This window comes from Streptomyces sp. JK94 (assembly GCF_053613315.1).
Genome location: NZ_JBSICH010000027.1, coordinates 61,156 through 74,787, shown reverse-complemented (window position 1 = coordinate 74,787; position 13,632 = coordinate 61,156). Strand labels below are relative to the sequence as shown.

Here is a 13,632-nt window from a genome sequence, read left to right as displayed (position 1 = left end):
CGGTGATGCGGCCCTGGTCGGGGAGGCGGGCGGAACCTGAGAGAGTGGGGGGTATGGACATCGATCGCAGAAACAACGTCACGGTCACCGGCAACCTCCTGGGGCGCACCGTGGTGCTGGCACACGGGTTCGGCTGCGATCAGAACATGTGGCGGCTGACGGTGCCGGCCCTGGCCCGCGACTACCGCGTGGTGCTGTTCGACTACGTCGGCGCGGGCCGCTCGGACCTGTCCGCTTTCTCGGAGGACCGCTACGGATCGCTGGACGGCTACGCCGAGGACGTGGTCGAGGTCTGCGAGGCACTAGACCTGCGCGACGCCGTGTTCGTGGGGCACTCCGTGAGCGCGATGATCGGGGTGATGGCCGCCAAGAAGGCGCCGGAACGGATCGGGGCGCTGGTGATGGTGGCCCCGTCCCCGCGCTACGTCGACGACGAGGGCTACCGCGGCGGGTTCAGCGCCGAGGACATCGACGAGCTGCTGATGTCCCTGGAGTCGAACTATCTGGGGTGGTCGGCGGCGATGGCACCGGTGATCATGGGCAACGCGGACCGGCCCGACCTGGGTGAGGAACTGAAGAACAGCTTCTGCGCCACGGACCCGGACATGGCGCGCGTCTTCGCCCGCACCACGTTCCTGTCGGACTCGCGGGACGACCTGCGGGAGGTTCACGTGCCGACACTGATTCTCGAGTGCACCCAGGACGCCATCGCCCCGCGCGAGGTCGGCGCCTTCGTCCACCAGGCGATCCCCGGCTCGAAGCTGGTCACGCTCGACGCCACGGGCCACTGCCCGCACCTGTCCGCGCCCGAGGCGACCAACGAGGCGATCATCGGATTCCTGGAGGGCCTGCAGTGATGTGCCGCACCGGCCGGCAGCCCGACCCGTGCGACTCCGGCAACGGGGACGTGTCGGGCGCGGTGTTCGCCTCGCTGCTGGAGGACAGTGCCGAGGAACTGTACGAGAGCGCGCCGTGCGGATACCTGTCCACGTTGATGGACGGCACCATAGCCAAGATCAACAGCACGCTGCTGGACTGGCTGGGGCTGGAGCGGGACGACGTCGTGGGCCGGATGCGCTTCACGGACCTGCTGACCGTGGGCGGCAAGCTGTACCACGAGACGCACTTCGCGCCGCTGCTGCAGATGCAGGGGCAGATCAGCGGCGTGGCCCTGGAGGTCAGGCAGACCGACGGCGGCCGGATACCGGTGCTCGTCTCCTCCGTCGTCAAGCACGGCAGTACCGGCGAGCCCCAGCTGATCCGCACCACCGTCTTCGACGCCCGCGACCGCCGCGCCTACGAAGAGGAACTCCTGCGGGCCCGCAAGGCGGCGGAAGAGGCACGCAGGGAGGCGGAGGCCGACCGGGCCCGGCTGCAGGACGCCCTGGCCGTGCTCCAGCAGTCGCTGCTGCCCGCCACTCTGCCGCCCGTACCCGGGGTGGAGGTGGCCGCGCACTACCGCACCGCCTCTCCCGACCGGCTCGGCGGCGACTTCTACGACCTCTTCCCCGTGGACGGCAAACGCTTCGCCTTCTTCCTCGGCGACGTGTGCGGCAAGGGCCCCCAGGCCGCCGCGGTCACCTCACTGACCCGCTACACCCTGCGCGCCGCGGCCCTGCACGACCCGGAGCCCGTCTCCGCCCTGACGACCCTCAACCAGGTGCTCCACGAGCGCTACACCGGCGGTGACCCGCGCTACTGCACCGTCGTCTTCGGCGTCCTCGACCCCGACTGCGCGACCGGGCAGGTCACCGTCCACCTCGCCGCGGGAGGCCATCCCCCGGCCCTCGTCCTGCGCGCCGACGGGACGGCGGAACTCCTGCCCACGCCCGGCGGCCTCCTCGTCGGCGTCCTGCCCGCCGCCACCTTCGCCACGGCCACGTGCGTCCTCGGCCCCGGGGACACCCTGGTGCTGTACACCGACGGCCTGACCGAGGCCCGCACCAGCGAAGACCGTGCCAGCCTGTACGGAGAAGAGGCGCTGCTCGCCTTCGCCGCCGGCCACGCCGGGAAGTCCCCGCAGGCCGTCGTCCAGGCCCTGACCGGCCTGCTGGACGGATTCGGCGAGGGCCTCGACGACGACACCGCCCTGCTCGCCCTCGGCGTTCCCGCCTCCGCCCCTCCGACCGAAGCCACCGAATGAGCGCGCTGAAGATCACGACCCGAGACGCCCCCACCGGTCCCGTACTGGAGATCCTCGGCGACCTCGACTACGCCACCGCCGACCAGTTGCGCGACCTGCTCACCTCGCTCACCCTCCGGCCGGGCCAGCGCCTCGTCCTGGATCTGGCCGGCATGGAGTTCTGCGACTCCAGCGGCGTCACCGCCCTGATCGTCGCCCGCAACCACGCCCAGGCCGCGCAAGCCGACATCGCGCTCGCCGCCGTCCCCGCCCACACCCTGCGCGTACTGCGCGTCGTCGGCCTCGACCAGATCTTCGGCCTCCTTGCCGAGAGCCCCGCCGCCACGCGGTCCTGACCCGCCGGGGGCACAGGCGAGCAGCGCGAGGGGGCCTTCACCGGCCCCGTGCGTGTGCGGCCGGCCCTCCGGCGGGCTGCGGGCGCACACGCACGGAGCAGCCAGTGCTCGGCGGGACGTTGGGGAGAGCCGTCGCGGATGCCCGCCGGGTCTCCGGGCCGCCTTCGCCGGTCGTCGTCGCACGGCGCCGGCGACGACCGCCGCGGCCGACGACCGCCGCGGCCGACGACCGCCGCGGCCGACGACCGCCGCGGCCGACGACCGCCGCGACCGGCGCCGAGCGGGAGGAGGAACGGTGGACGCTCATCGGTCGGGGACGACGGCCGCGACGATGCGGGAGGCGGTGCACGCCCTGCTGTCCGTACTGGAGAAGGGGCAGGTGAGCGAGTTGCGTGCGGGGCCGGACCGGCTGGACGCACCCGAACTGCGGGAATGGACCTACCTGCCCGGCTCGCGCCCCGGTCTGTCCACCGAGGGGCTCGACGGCCGGCAGCGTGAGGCCGTCGACGCGCTGCTGGCCACGGCGCACAGCGCCCCGGGCGCGGAGCCGGCGCGCGGGGCGGTCGAGGTGGAGCGTCATCGCCGCGCCACGGCCGGTGCCACGGGGCCCGACCGCTACTGGCTACGACTGCTCGGAGACCCGGACGGCGACGGCCCCTGGGGCTGGCGGATGAACGGCCACCACCTCGCCGTACACGCACTGGTCACGAGGGCCGGGACCCGGGTGACGCCCCACTTCGTCGGCGCGGAGCCGGCGCGCCTCGCGGACGGCCCCCGGGCCGGCCGCCGGCTGCTGGTACCGGAGGAGGACCTGGCCCGGGAACTGGTCACGGGCCTGGACGCCGGACGGCGGGCGAGGGCGGTCTTCGCCGCCGCACCACCCGACCACATCCTGACGCGCGACGACCCGTTCGCCGATCCGGACCTGTTGCCGGCCGGCCTGCCGCACGGCGGCATGACGCCCGGTCAGCAGCGGCTGCTGGAGCGGCTCGTGCGCCGCTACCTCGACCGGGCACCCGCGGGAGTGCTGGTCCGACACCGTGAGCCGCGGGCTGGACGGTCTCTCGTTCGCCTGGACGGGCGGCCGTGAACCCGGGGGCCGGCACTACTACTGCGTCCGGGGCCCGGACCTGCTCATCGAGTACGACAACACCCAGGACGACGGCAACCACGCCCATTCCGTCTGGCGGCACGTCCGCCACGACTGGTGGGCCGACCTGCTCCGCGCGCACTACGCGGAGCAGCACGGATGACGGAAGCCCGTGGGGGCTCGCCCCGGCATGTCGCGGCCCGCCTCGCCACGGCCGTCGGCGAGGATTCCACAGCCGGTGCGTGCGGCCGCGGGGAGCCGGAGCCGACGGCCTCGGCGTGAGCCGAGCACACCGGACACCATTCGCGAACGCGCAGGGAGACGGTTGTGGCGATCGGACGGGTCGGACTCGTGGTGCACGGCGGTCGCGAGGGCGCCACGGCAGCGGCGGACGACGTCCGGGCGTGGTGCGGGGAGAACGGCGTCGGGTGCGCCGACATCGACGTGTGGGGCGGCGCGGGACGGCGCAGCGCGCGGGAGGAGGTGGAGGCCGCGGGGGACCCGGACCTCGTCGTGACCCTCGGCGGTGACGGCACCTTTCTGCGCGGCGCCCGGCTGGCGGTCGAGAGCGACGCCCTGATCCTGGGCGTCGACCTGGGGCGGGTCGGATTCCTGACCGAGATCCCGGCACCGGACGTGCGCTCCGCCCTCGACGCCGTCCGGGACGACGACGTGGAGCCGGAAAGCCGCATGCTGCTCACCCTGCGGGCGTCGCGCCGGCTGGAGGTGCCCGCGGAGATGGAGGCGCTGCTGCGCTACGGGCGGGGCCCGCTGCTGCCTCCGCCGCGGGTCCGCACCGACTGCGAACGCGGTGACGAGTGGGGCATCGCCCTCGACGTCTTCGCCCTCAACGACGTCGTGCTCGAGAAGCTGTCGCGGGACCGGCAGGTCTCCGTCGGCGTCTACGTCTCCGGCCGCCTGCTGGCCTCGTACTCCGCCGACGCCCTGATGGTGGCCACCCCGACGGGATCCACCGCCTACAGTTTCGCCGCGGGCGGACCCGTCGTCTCGCCGCGGGCCGAAGCGCTCGTCTTCACGCCGGTCGCCCCGCACATGACGTTCGACCGCTCGGTGGTCGCCGCCCCGGACGAGCCCGTCGGACTGCGGATCCTCGAACGGTCCGGGCAGGCCGCCGTGAGCGTCGACGGGCAGTTGCGGGGCGTGCTCGATCCGGGGGACTGGCTCGGTGTCTAGGCGGCTCCCCGCCGGTTGCGGGCGGTGCGGCTCGGACCCGTGGACTTCTACGGCCGGCTGAGGGAGCGCATGCGGCTGACCGATGCCCCGGCCGCGGTCGCCGACGGCACTCCCGCACCGCTGTGGCCGGTGAGCACCCCGCCTCCCGGTGACCTCGCCCACCTGGCCATGCCCGGGCCCCTGGCCTGAGAACGCGTCCGGGGTACCGGCCCGTCACGCGGTGGAGCGGATCGCGGAGATGTCGAACTGGAGCCGGACCTTCTCGCTCACCATGCTGCCGCCCGTCTTGAGCCGCTGGTTGTAGACCAGTCCCCAGTCCCGGCGGTCGATCGTGGTGGTGCCGTCGAAGCCCGCGCGTTCGTAGCCGAACGGATCCATGACGGAGCCGAGGTAGTCGAGCTGGATGTCGACGGGCCGGGTGGTGTCGCGGATCGTGAGGTCGCCCGTCATGCGGAAGCTCTCCCCGGTCTCCTGGACGGTGGAGGTGCTGCGGAAGGTCATCTCGGGGAAACGGCGCGCGTCGAAGAAGTCTCGGCCCACGAGGTGCCCGTCCCGTTGTTCCACACCGGTGTCGACACTGGCGACGCGGATGACGAGTTCCGCCCGGGACCGGGAAGGCAGGACTCCGTCGAAGTAGAGCGCGCTGTCGTAGTCGGTGAAGGCCCCGCGGACGGTCGTGACCATGGCGTGCCGCACGGAGAAACCGATCCGGCTGTGCGGGCGGTCGATGGTCCAGTGCCCGGTCAGCGCGCCCAGTGCCGGATCGAGTGCGACGTCGCCCGCCGCGGTCTGCGCGGCGGGCCCGTTGGAGTCGGCGGCGGACGGCGGGTCGATGAATGCGGTCTGGCGGCGGCTGAAGATACCCATGAGTCGTAGCCTTTCCAAGTTGGATCACTTGGTGCTATCACGGAGCCGCCGGGGGGACGCGGCAAGATGTCTGGCCTCGTCTGGCTTCCATGATGCCGACCGCAGAACTGCACACGTTCGCCATGAATGTGGACGCGTTTCCTGGTGACTTGGCTCTCTTGGGGCTTGTGCCCCGTGTGCCGGTCGGCTGCCGCCGCGGCGATCCGGTCGGGGCACCGTCACCGCGGGCGCGACCGCCGCCGGGTCCACGACCTGCGGCCTGCGGCGGCCACGGCTCCGACCGAGGCGGGTGTCCCGCCGCCCCCGGACTACCCGGCCGGGTCCTCTTCCTCCTGCCGGAGGGCGCGCTTGATCTCCTTCTCGATCTCCTCGGCGGACTGGCCGCTGACCGTGGCGTGATCGGCGATCGCCGCCTGCGCCGCCTGTGCGGCCTCCTGCCAGGCCCGGTGCTGTACGTCGAACTCCTCGCCGTCGAGTCCGGCGAGCCGGGCGCGCTGCTCTTCGGCCGCCCGTTCAAGAACGATCAGATCATGAGGAATGTCCATCCCACGGATCCTAGGCCGGAGCCCGCGGTGCCCCGGCCCCGACCCGCGGGCGGCACGAGGCGGACGCGGTGATCGTCGTGCCGCCGCGGGATCGTGCGTCGGCGTCCGCGGCAGCCGGCGCCCGCGAGGCCACCCCGGCACTCGACGACCGCCCTGTGCGGGGGGCGTCTCGGACGGGGAACCGGGCAGAGGACGGACGACCCCGGCGACGAGCGGAGGACGCATGGACGAGTACCCCCCGGCTGCTGCAGACGGTACTGGACACCACCAACCCCCGGCAGCCGGCCGAGTTCTACAGGCAGTTGCTCGGCCTGACGTACCGGCCGGGGGACGAGCCTCCGGCCGACGGCGGGCAGGAGGAGCCCGACTGGCTCGTCCTGCGCACGTCCGACGGAGCGAACAGCCTCGCCTTCCAGCTCGTGGAGCGTCTCCCTCGCACGACGTGGCCGGTGCACGACGTTCCGATGCAGGCGCACCTCGATCTCACCGTGCCCGGCACCGAAACGCTGGCGCGCCAGCGCCTGAGGGCCGAAGCGCTGGGCGCGCAGCTCCTGCTCGACCGCTTCGACGACCCGGAGGCGCCGCTGTACGTCTTCGCGGACCCCGCGGGTCATCCGTTCTGCATCTTCGTCCCACCCGCGCCCTGAGCACGGGAGGGCATGCCCCGCGGGCGGGGACCGCCAACCGTGGAGACCGGGCGCACCGGCCTCCTGGACGCGTGCGAGGGCCGGCTCCGGCTGCTCGCGTACGTCCCTCGGAGCCGGCGACGAAGGCTGTCCGGCGGCTCCGGGCGGACAGACCCCGCACGCCCTGTCGGCCCTTCGGCCCTGTCGGCGTCATCGGCCGACCCCGGTGCCCGGAACCCGCTCTACCACGCGCTGTTGGTCTCCATCAGGCGTGACGGGCGTGTGTCCGGCTTCCCGGCGCGGTCGGACTCGTCCTGTACGAGCAGGGACAGCAGGGAGGCCACGGTCAGACCCGCCTCCGCCGGATGACGGAGCACCCTGTCCGGCTCTATGCGGTACGTGTTGGTGCGGCCGTCGCGGGTGTGGGAGAGGTAGCCGTCCTGTTCGAGGTCGGAGATGATCCGCTGGACGGCACGCTCGGTGAGCCGGCAGCGGGCGGCGATGTCGCGGATCCGGACGTTCGGGTTGTCGGCGATGGCCGCCAGTACACGTGCGTGGTTGGTGACGAACGTCCATCCGCTGTGAGATCCGGGCACTCCGACCATGCCCAGCATTGTAGAACCACCCTTCCCGGATCATGAATACATGACATAATTTTCGCGTAACGTAGGGCGCGTCCCCACGGGGAAAGTCACAGGAGGGACCCGAGGGTGTCTTACGACGAAGCCGGCACGGAGGCCGTGACGCGCGAGTGCACGGGCGACGCCGGCAGTGGCGGGAAACCGTCGGCCGCACCGAGCGGCCTGCCGGTTCCGGACGGGGTGGCAGTGGTTCAGTACGAATGGCACGGAGCGTGGGTCGTCGTCGCACGGGGCGCCTACGACGTGCACTCGATCACGCCCCTCGCGGCCGCGATGCGCGTCGCGGCCGCGCAGCACGAGAAGGTGGTCCTCGACGCGTCCGGTGTCGCCTTCGTGGACTCGGCGCTTCTCAACCTGCTGATCCGTACCCGTCGGGCGACCGATCTGCGGCTGGCCGCGCCGCCGCCACAGCTACGGCGGATCCTGGAACTCACCGGAGTCGACGCCATCCTGCGGGTGCACGCGACGGTGGAGGACGCAGCCGTCGGCTAGCGCCGTGCGCGAACAGGCGCGCCGGGGCGGGGCGTCAGCCGGGGGCTGTGGTGACGGCCTTGTCACAGGCGGTGGATACCCTGCGGGAATGAGTAACGCGATGTGGGAAGCCCTGGCAGCGACGCCCCTCCCGGAAGTGCGGCGTCGAGCTGCCGTCATGGACGACCTCGCCGAGGTCGAGCCGGTGACGGTGACCGGAGCCCGCCGCCTGGCCTGGAACGACGGCGGCGGCCAGTCCGCGGTCTGGTACTTCGCGGAGGACGGCCGTGTGCTGCTGCTGACGTTCGACCACGAGTCGTCCCTGAACCTGTACGCCGAGGAGGATTTCGCCCTGCAGGAGTCCTTCTACGAGGGCGTCCCCGCATCCCTGGTCGCCCTGGTCCGCGACCGCCCCGAGAACTACGAGTCGCTGAACCTCACGGACTCCGCGACGGGCCGGAGGATTCACTACGCAGGCGGTGTCTTCTGGTACGACGGCACGCGCTGGCACGTGTCCGACGGCCTGGCGGAGTACTGCCGCCGCGAGGACGTGGACCTCTTCGGCGAGTCCGGCTTCGACTACTGCCTGGGCGACTACCGCTTCGGCCAGGACTTCACCCCGGAGACCGTCGTGGCGGGCCGGGAGGAAGACGGCAGCTACGAGGACGAGAAGGAGAGGGAAGCGGACCTCCTCGGCGTGCGCGAGGTCTTCGCCCGGCACGGCTAGCACGTATCGCGGTGGCCGGCCCCGCTGCACGACGCGGTGCGGCCCCACCCCGCGGTGGCCGGGGTGGGGTGCGCGGGTGGCGTGCCGGGCCGTCTCCCACGTCCGGCGTGGACCGCCGGACGTGGGAGACGGCCTGCCGTGCAGCAGCCGGGTGTGCGCGGCTTGCGGTCAGTCTCCTGCCGAAGCGGTCCCCGGCGCCGCTGCCCGGGTCAGGTAGGCCGTGGAGAAGTTGTCCTCGACCTCGGCCTTCTCGGCCGCGTTCGGGTAGGGGTTGGTGCAGGAGACGCCCGCGGTGGAGCCCGACATCAGGCTGGAGCAGGGACCCGGTTTGCGGTCCGGCAGGCCCAGGATGTGACCGAGCTCGTGGGACGAGATGCGCACGGTGTCATAGCCCTGGTTGACGGCTTGGCGCCCTATGTAGACGGTGCCGTTGCCGAGGGAACCGGGCAGGGCGCGCGGCCAGCCGTTGTCCGCCAGGACCCGGATGTTCGCGCGCTGCCCGGACGCGGCCGGACGCAGTTCCACGTTGTCGACGCTCGCGTTCCAGATCGCCGCGCCGCGATCGACGGCCGACCTGAACTCCGCGGAGCCGCTCGCGTCGTAGGTGTAGACCCGGGCTGCGGCAGCGGAGGGCGCGGCACCGCCGGACGGGCCGGCGGCCACGGCCTGGCCGCTCAGCAGGGGCAGGGACAGGAGCAGGGTCGCGGCCAGGCCGCCGGACAGGGTACGGACGTGCATGTCGAACTCCTTGTGGGGGAAGGTAGTCGCGTTCATGACATCATCTGCCTCCCTGCCCATCGCGCACGGCTGCCAATCCGTCATTCCGGCCCGGGTGCTCGGCGCATCGGCGTCACGGGACGGGCGGTCCGGGCCGAGGAGGGCGGCGAGGAGGGGGCGGCCCCCGTCCAGCATGGCCCTGCCGGGCTTTGCGACGGAGGCGAACGCGGAGAGATCGAGCGTGCGCTGACACGTTCGCCTCCCGGCGGTCAACGATCGCTGGTGGCCGATAAACGATCGTTGTCAACCATCGGGGATGTGCGTACGCTGCCCCGCAGTTCGTGCCCCTCAGCCGTCAGGGAGCTCACCGTTGGAGTCGTACACCTCGCTGGCCCGGACGGTGCGGCGACTGGACCGGGCCATCGACGAGCAGGGCCTGGCCCGTTCGGAATCGCTCAACCCCTCGGTGCTGGCGGCCGGGACGGCTTTGCCGGAGAGCGTCGTCCGGCACCTGCTCGCAGGCCGCGAGCCGCCGGACGACACGGTCAACGAACGCGTCTGCGGGCGCATCAAGGCGCTCAGTGACGCCTACCTGCGGCGCCACGGCAAAATATTGAAGGACCTGGCCGCCGAGGTCTCCGCACGGACCGGAATCTCCGACGTATGGGCACGTGCGGTCTGCGACGGCAAGAAGACGCCGAACGTCGAACTCCTGCATCACCTGGTGGGGTTCTCGGCGTGGAAGGCGGGGAGTCGTTCTTCACGGCACCGGCCGACGAAGCGCTCAACCGGGTGCTCCTGCCCGTCGTACGGAAGCTGGAGAACCCGGACCTGGGCCCCGGGACGGCCCTGCACGAAGTGGACCCGGTCGCGGCACTGCTGGACCGGTACGGCGTGGTGAGCGCGGATCTGCGAGCGCACGGATCGGTTCCGCGGGCGCAGCTGGAGCGCCTTCTGGAAAAGGTGCTGAGGTCGGTGCCGCCTCAGGGGGGAGACGGCGGGCGATGAGCGGCAGAGCCATGAGGTCACTGCTGAGCGCGCTGGGCGAGGAGGCATCGAAGACGCTCAGCCGGCCGGCCGACCCACGGGACGTCATGGAGGAGTTCTGCCGCGCCATGAGTGTCCGCAAGGGACGTCCGATCGACCTCAGATTCAGCACGTTCCCCAAAGACATGGCCGACGTGGACGTGTCGGGCGCACGCCTGGACCTCGGGGACCGGTCCATCATCGTGGTCGAGGCGGACACCGCCCCCCTGGCCCAACTGGTGATTCTCGGCCATGAACTCTGGCACGAGGAAGAGGAGGACAGAGGCCACCACATTGCCGGGCTGCACGGAGCAGCCCGCACACTCACCGCCGAACAGCCTCCCGAAGCCGTCCGCCGGGCCGTCGAGGAGATCCTCGCCTTACGCGAAGTGCCGCGCGAGGCCATCCTCACCGTGGCGGCACGAGCGGACTCGGCCTCGCAGCACGAGGTGGACGCGGAGACCTTCGGGCTGCTCTTCGGCCGCGAGGTGCGGTCCTGGATGAAGGGCCGGTACGCGGAAGGGCCGGTCAGCGCCGCGACCGTCGAGGGACGCATCAACCTCTCCCTGCTCAACCGCGGCGGACGCATCTTGTGAATCCCCCCTTCCACATCCCTTACGCGGTCCCCACCGCGCTGCTCCTGATCGCTCTCGTCCTCAAGTTCCCCACGCTCGTGCGGGCCTGGCGCGATCCCGACGTCCGCGCCACCACGCTCCTGCTGAGCTTCGCCACGGCCGTACTCGTGTTCATCACGCCGGTCAACATCGAACGCCTCAACGAGCTGACCGGCGTACCGAACATCGCGTCGCCCTGGGCGTACAGCTTCCTGACCGCGTTCTGCGCCACCGGTCTGACCATGATCATGCGCTGGAGGGAGGAACCGTCCCCGCGGCGCCGACGGCGGATGCGCAGCGTCTACTGGATCTACGCCGGGATCGTCGCGGCGCTGTGGGTGACGTTCCTGCTCGCCCACGTACCCGAGGCACGGATCTACGACCTCGACACCTACTACGCCGGCACCCCCTGGATGCGTGAGCACATCCTGCTGTACCTGCTCGCGCACATGGTGTCGTCCCTGGTCGCCACCTCCATGCTGTGGAAGTGGTTCCCCGAGATCGGCAACCGCTGGCTGAAGTCGGGCGTCGTCTGTCTGCAGGCCGGCTTCGCCTCGGGCCTCGTGTTCGACGCGGTGAAGACGACCGCGGTCGGCGCACGCTGGTCGGGCCACGACTGGGACGCCCTCAGCACCCAGGTGGCGCCTCCCTTCGCTCTCCTGGAAGCGATCCTCGTCGCTGTCGGCTTCATCGTGCCCCAGGTCGGGCCCTCCCTCCAGAACCGGGTCCACGAGGGGCGTGAGTACCGGCAGTTGCGTCCCCTGTGGACGGCCGTCCACGACGTGGTGCCGTCCCCCGTCTCCCCTCGATTCCGCCGGATGTCTCTGGGCCTGCGGTTGGTGCAGCGCCAGCAGAGGATCCACGACGCCCTGCGCATCCTGGCCCCCTACCTCGACCGGGACCTCCACCGGCAGGCGTGGAACCTCACACCGGACGGCATTCACGAGGACCGGGCACGGGGCATCGCCGGGGCCGTCACCGTCCGGGCGGCCATCGAAGCCCATCGCAACGACGAGCCCGCCCGGGCGGGCTTCGAGAAGCAGCGGCTGGCCGCCGATTTCAGTGACCACATCGACGCGATCTCGCAGGGCCTGCGGCAATCCCGTCTCATCGACAGCATCCACCAGCGGGTGACCAGCACAGAAAGCGTCAACTCAGATGTCTCCTAGCACCAGCCGCCCCACCGCCGTCGTCATAGGCGCCAGCGCGACCGGTCTGTTCGCCGCCGCCGCACTCACGGAGTTCGCCGACGTCGTCGTCATCGAGCGCGATGTCCTGCCCGACGGCCCGGCGGCCCGCCGCGGCGTCCCACAGGCCCGGCACGCGCACCTGATCTGGAGTGGGGGCGTGCAGGCCCTCGACGACCTGCTGCCCGGCAGTGTCGACGAGGTCGTCGCCCGTGGCGGGCGTCTGGTCCACATCATGGGCGACATGGTCTCCCGGGCGCCCAACGAGGTCTGGTTCCGACGGTTCCTGTCGACCCACCACCGCAACCTCGTGTGCTCCCGCAACCTGCTGGACGCCGTCCTGCGCGACCACGTACTCGCGGACAAGCGCATCACCCTGCGGCAGAACACCACCGCACTGGGGCTGGAGGGCGATGCCGCGCACGTCACCGCGGTCCGCGTCCGCGAGGGCGAGGAGGACTCCACGCTGCCGGCCGACCTGATCATCGATGCTTCGGGCCGCGGCTCCCGCACACCGCGATGGTTCGAGGAACTGGGCCTGCCGCGCCCCACGGAACGGTCGGTGGACGCCGGCGTCACCTACGCCACTCGCCTCTTCCGCGCCCCCCACTCCACCGCCGACATCAGCTTCCCGCTCGTCAACGTCCAGGCCAATCCCGCCAAGGCACCGGGGCAGGGCGGCATCATCCTGCCCGTCGAGGACGGCCAGTGGATCGTCACCCTCTCCGGCACCCGCGGCGGCGAACCCGGCAGCGACCCCGCGGCCTTCGTCGACTTCGCCCTCGGCCTCGGCGACCCCGTCATCGGTGAACTCCTCAGGGAAGCCGAACCACTCGGCGACGTCACCACCACGCGCTCCACCGCCAACCACCGCCGGTACTACGAGAAGGCCAGGCACTGGCCCGCCGGATTCGTCGTCCTCGGCGACGCCGTCGCCGGCTTCAACCCCGTCTACGGCCACGGCCTCACGGTCGGCGCCCAGTGCGCCCTCGCGATGCGGACCGTCCTGAGAACCACGGGCATGACCGCCCCCGGCACCGCGCGGCGGCTGCAACGCGCCGCGGCCCGCCCGGTCGGCGCGGCCTGGGACCTGGCGGTGGGACAGGACGCCCTCTACCCCGGCGCGGCCGACACCCCGCTCACCTGGGTGGAACGGCTCCTCGCCCGGTACGTGGACCGCGCCGTCGAGACCGGCGCCGCCCACCCCCGCGCCCTGGGCGCTCTCCTGGACGTGATGAGCCTCGAGAAGCGACCGACCCGCCTGTTCTCGCCCGACATGCTCGTCCCCATGCTGTTCGGCCCGAGGAAGCCGCCCCTGCACGGGCCGCCCCTGAGCGAGGCCGAGCGGAAGAACGCCGTCTCCTGACCCCGGCCCGCCCAGTGGAGGTGGAGGTGACGGGGGGCGGGGTCCGGTCTTCGACCGGGCACCGCAGGCCGGAACCGGCCGCA

At 71.8% G+C, this 13,632-nt stretch carries 16 protein-coding genes and 1 pseudogene; 13 read left to right on the top strand and 4 right to left on the bottom strand.

Annotated elements, in window-relative coordinates; genetic code table 11:
• The first annotated feature begins 53 nt into the window (after positions 1-53).
• The 6 genes and pseudogenes from ACVV2G_RS23885 to ACVV2G_RS23860 all read left to right on the top strand — a co-directional run bounded on the left by ACVV2G_RS23885 (position 54) and on the right by ACVV2G_RS23860 (position 4,951).
• Positions 54-857 carry an alpha/beta fold hydrolase gene (locus ACVV2G_RS23885; RefSeq protein WP_453844794.1) on the top strand — a complete coding sequence of 268 codons (804 nt, stop codon included), beginning with the start codon at positions 54-56 and terminating at the stop codon, positions 855-857.
• Positions 857-2,143 (top strand): SpoIIE family protein phosphatase, encoded by a 1,287-nt coding sequence (locus ACVV2G_RS23880; protein WP_453844793.1) that lies wholly within the window; start codon positions 857-859, stop codon positions 2,141-2,143. The genes ACVV2G_RS23885 and ACVV2G_RS23880 overlap by 1 nt, the downstream gene beginning before the upstream one ends.
• Complete coding sequence (locus tag ACVV2G_RS23875; protein WP_453844792.1) at positions 2,140-2,478, top strand: STAS domain-containing protein; 339 nt, start codon at positions 2,140-2,142, stop codon at positions 2,476-2,478. The genes ACVV2G_RS23880 and ACVV2G_RS23875 overlap by 4 nt, the downstream gene beginning before the upstream one ends.
• A gap of 295 nt (positions 2,479-2,773) precedes the next feature.
• Positions 2,774-3,568, top strand: coding sequence for a DUF3500 domain-containing protein (locus tag ACVV2G_RS23870; protein ID WP_453844791.1), 795 nt, complete (start codon positions 2,774-2,776; stop codon positions 3,566-3,568).
• Positions 3,519-3,731, top strand: coding sequence for a DUF3500 domain-containing protein (locus tag ACVV2G_RS23865; protein ID WP_453844790.1), 213 nt, complete (start codon positions 3,519-3,521; stop codon positions 3,729-3,731). The genes ACVV2G_RS23870 and ACVV2G_RS23865 overlap by 50 nt, the downstream gene beginning before the upstream one ends.
• Before the next feature lie 164 nt (positions 3,732-3,895).
• A pseudogene (locus tag ACVV2G_RS23860) lies at positions 3,896-4,951 on the top strand (NAD(+)/NADH kinase).
• A gap of 24 nt (positions 4,952-4,975) precedes the next feature.
• Here the strand turns inward: ACVV2G_RS23860 and ACVV2G_RS23855 are convergent.
• Together ACVV2G_RS23855 and ACVV2G_RS23850 are read right to left on the bottom strand one after the other, a co-directional pair.
• Positions 4,976-5,629 carry a YceI family protein gene (locus tag ACVV2G_RS23855; protein WP_453844789.1) on the bottom strand — a complete coding sequence of 218 codons (654 nt, stop codon included), beginning with the start codon at positions 5,627-5,629 and terminating at the stop codon, positions 4,976-4,978.
• A gap of 308 nt (positions 5,630-5,937) precedes the next feature.
• Positions 5,938-6,174 carry a hypothetical protein gene (locus tag ACVV2G_RS23850; RefSeq protein ID WP_453844788.1) on the bottom strand — a complete coding sequence of 79 codons (237 nt, stop codon included), beginning with the start codon at positions 6,172-6,174 and terminating at the stop codon, positions 5,938-5,940.
• A 242-nt stretch (positions 6,175-6,416) separates the two neighbouring features.
• On the opposite strand from ACVV2G_RS23850, the gene ACVV2G_RS23845 reads away from it, so the two are divergent.
• Complete coding sequence (locus tag ACVV2G_RS23845; protein WP_453844850.1) at positions 6,417-6,821, top strand: VOC family protein; 405 nt, start codon at positions 6,417-6,419, stop codon at positions 6,819-6,821.
• Positions 6,822-7,042: 221 nt separating this feature from the next.
• Here ACVV2G_RS23845 and ACVV2G_RS23840 read toward each other — a convergent pair whose 3' ends face one another.
• Entirely contained in the window at positions 7,043-7,405 is a 363-nt protein-coding gene (locus ACVV2G_RS23840) for a helix-turn-helix transcriptional regulator (protein WP_453844787.1), read from the bottom strand.
• Positions 7,406-7,510: 105 nt separating this feature from the next.
• Between ACVV2G_RS23840 and ACVV2G_RS23835 the strand changes: the two genes are divergently transcribed.
• Complete coding sequence (locus ACVV2G_RS23835; protein ID WP_453844786.1) at positions 7,511-7,933, top strand: STAS domain-containing protein; 423 nt, start codon at positions 7,511-7,513, stop codon at positions 7,931-7,933.
• Between the two features lie 88 nt (positions 7,934-8,021).
• Positions 8,022-8,639 (top strand): hypothetical protein, encoded by a 618-nt coding sequence (locus ACVV2G_RS23830; protein WP_453844785.1) that lies wholly within the window; start codon positions 8,022-8,024, stop codon positions 8,637-8,639.
• A gap of 168 nt (positions 8,640-8,807) precedes the next feature.
• Here the strand turns inward: ACVV2G_RS23830 and ACVV2G_RS23825 are convergent, their stop codons facing one another.
• Positions 8,808-9,377, bottom strand: a complete 570-nt coding sequence (locus ACVV2G_RS23825; RefSeq protein WP_453844849.1) for a snapalysin family zinc-dependent metalloprotease — start codon at positions 9,375-9,377, stop codon at positions 8,808-8,810.
• Between the two features lie 349 nt (positions 9,378-9,726).
• Here ACVV2G_RS23825 and ACVV2G_RS23820 point away from each other — a divergent pair, with 349 nt between their 5' ends.
• From ACVV2G_RS23820 to ACVV2G_RS23805, 4 genes are all read left to right on the top strand, one after another.
• Positions 9,727-10,257 carry a hypothetical protein gene (locus ACVV2G_RS23820; RefSeq protein ID WP_453844784.1) on the top strand — a complete coding sequence of 177 codons (531 nt, stop codon included), beginning with the start codon at positions 9,727-9,729 and terminating at the stop codon, positions 10,255-10,257.
• A 103-nt stretch (positions 10,258-10,360) separates the two neighbouring features.
• Complete coding sequence (locus ACVV2G_RS23815; RefSeq protein ID WP_453844783.1) at positions 10,361-10,978, top strand: toxin; 618 nt, start codon at positions 10,361-10,363, stop codon at positions 10,976-10,978.
• Positions 10,975-12,165, top strand: coding sequence for an MAB_1171c family putative transporter (locus ACVV2G_RS23810; RefSeq protein WP_453844782.1), 1,191 nt, complete (start codon positions 10,975-10,977; stop codon positions 12,163-12,165). Before ACVV2G_RS23815 ends, ACVV2G_RS23810 begins: the two co-directional genes overlap by 4 nt.
• On the top strand, positions 12,155-13,549 hold the full coding sequence (locus ACVV2G_RS23805) for an FAD-dependent oxidoreductase (RefSeq protein WP_453844781.1): 1,395 nt from the start codon (positions 12,155-12,157) through the stop codon (positions 13,547-13,549). Before ACVV2G_RS23810 ends, ACVV2G_RS23805 begins: the two co-directional genes overlap by 11 nt.
• The last annotated feature ends 83 nt before the right edge of the window (positions 13,550-13,632 follow it).

Excerpts from the sequence above, each read along its gene's own strand:
- ACVV2G_RS23885 (WP_453844794.1), top strand. The coding sequence starts at position 54 with ATGGACATCGATCGCAGAAACAACGTCACGGTCACCGGCAACCTCCTG.
- ACVV2G_RS23880 (WP_453844793.1), top strand. The coding sequence starts at position 857 with ATGTGCCGCACCGGCCGGCAGCCCGACCCGTGCGACTCCGGCAACGGG.
- ACVV2G_RS23875 (WP_453844792.1), top strand. The coding sequence starts at position 2,140 with ATGAGCGCGCTGAAGATCACGACCCGAGACGCCCCCACCGGTCCCGTA.
- ACVV2G_RS23855 (WP_453844789.1), bottom strand. The coding sequence starts at position 5,629 with ATGGGTATCTTCAGCCGCCGCCAGACCGCATTCATCGACCCGCCGTCC.
- ACVV2G_RS23850 (WP_453844788.1), bottom strand. The coding sequence starts at position 6,174 with ATGGACATTCCTCATGATCTGATCGTTCTTGAACGGGCGGCCGAAGAG.
- ACVV2G_RS23840 (WP_453844787.1), bottom strand. The coding sequence starts at position 7,405 with ATGGTCGGAGTGCCCGGATCTCACAGCGGATGGACGTTCGTCACCAAC.
- ACVV2G_RS23830 (WP_453844785.1), top strand. The coding sequence starts at position 8,022 with ATGAGTAACGCGATGTGGGAAGCCCTGGCAGCGACGCCCCTCCCGGAA.
- ACVV2G_RS23825 (WP_453844849.1), bottom strand. The coding sequence starts at position 9,377 with ATGCACGTCCGTACCCTGTCCGGCGGCCTGGCCGCGACCCTGCTCCTG.
- ACVV2G_RS23815 (WP_453844783.1), top strand. The coding sequence starts at position 10,361 with ATGAGCGGCAGAGCCATGAGGTCACTGCTGAGCGCGCTGGGCGAGGAG.
- ACVV2G_RS23805 (WP_453844781.1), top strand. The coding sequence starts at position 12,155 with ATGTCTCCTAGCACCAGCCGCCCCACCGCCGTCGTCATAGGCGCCAGC.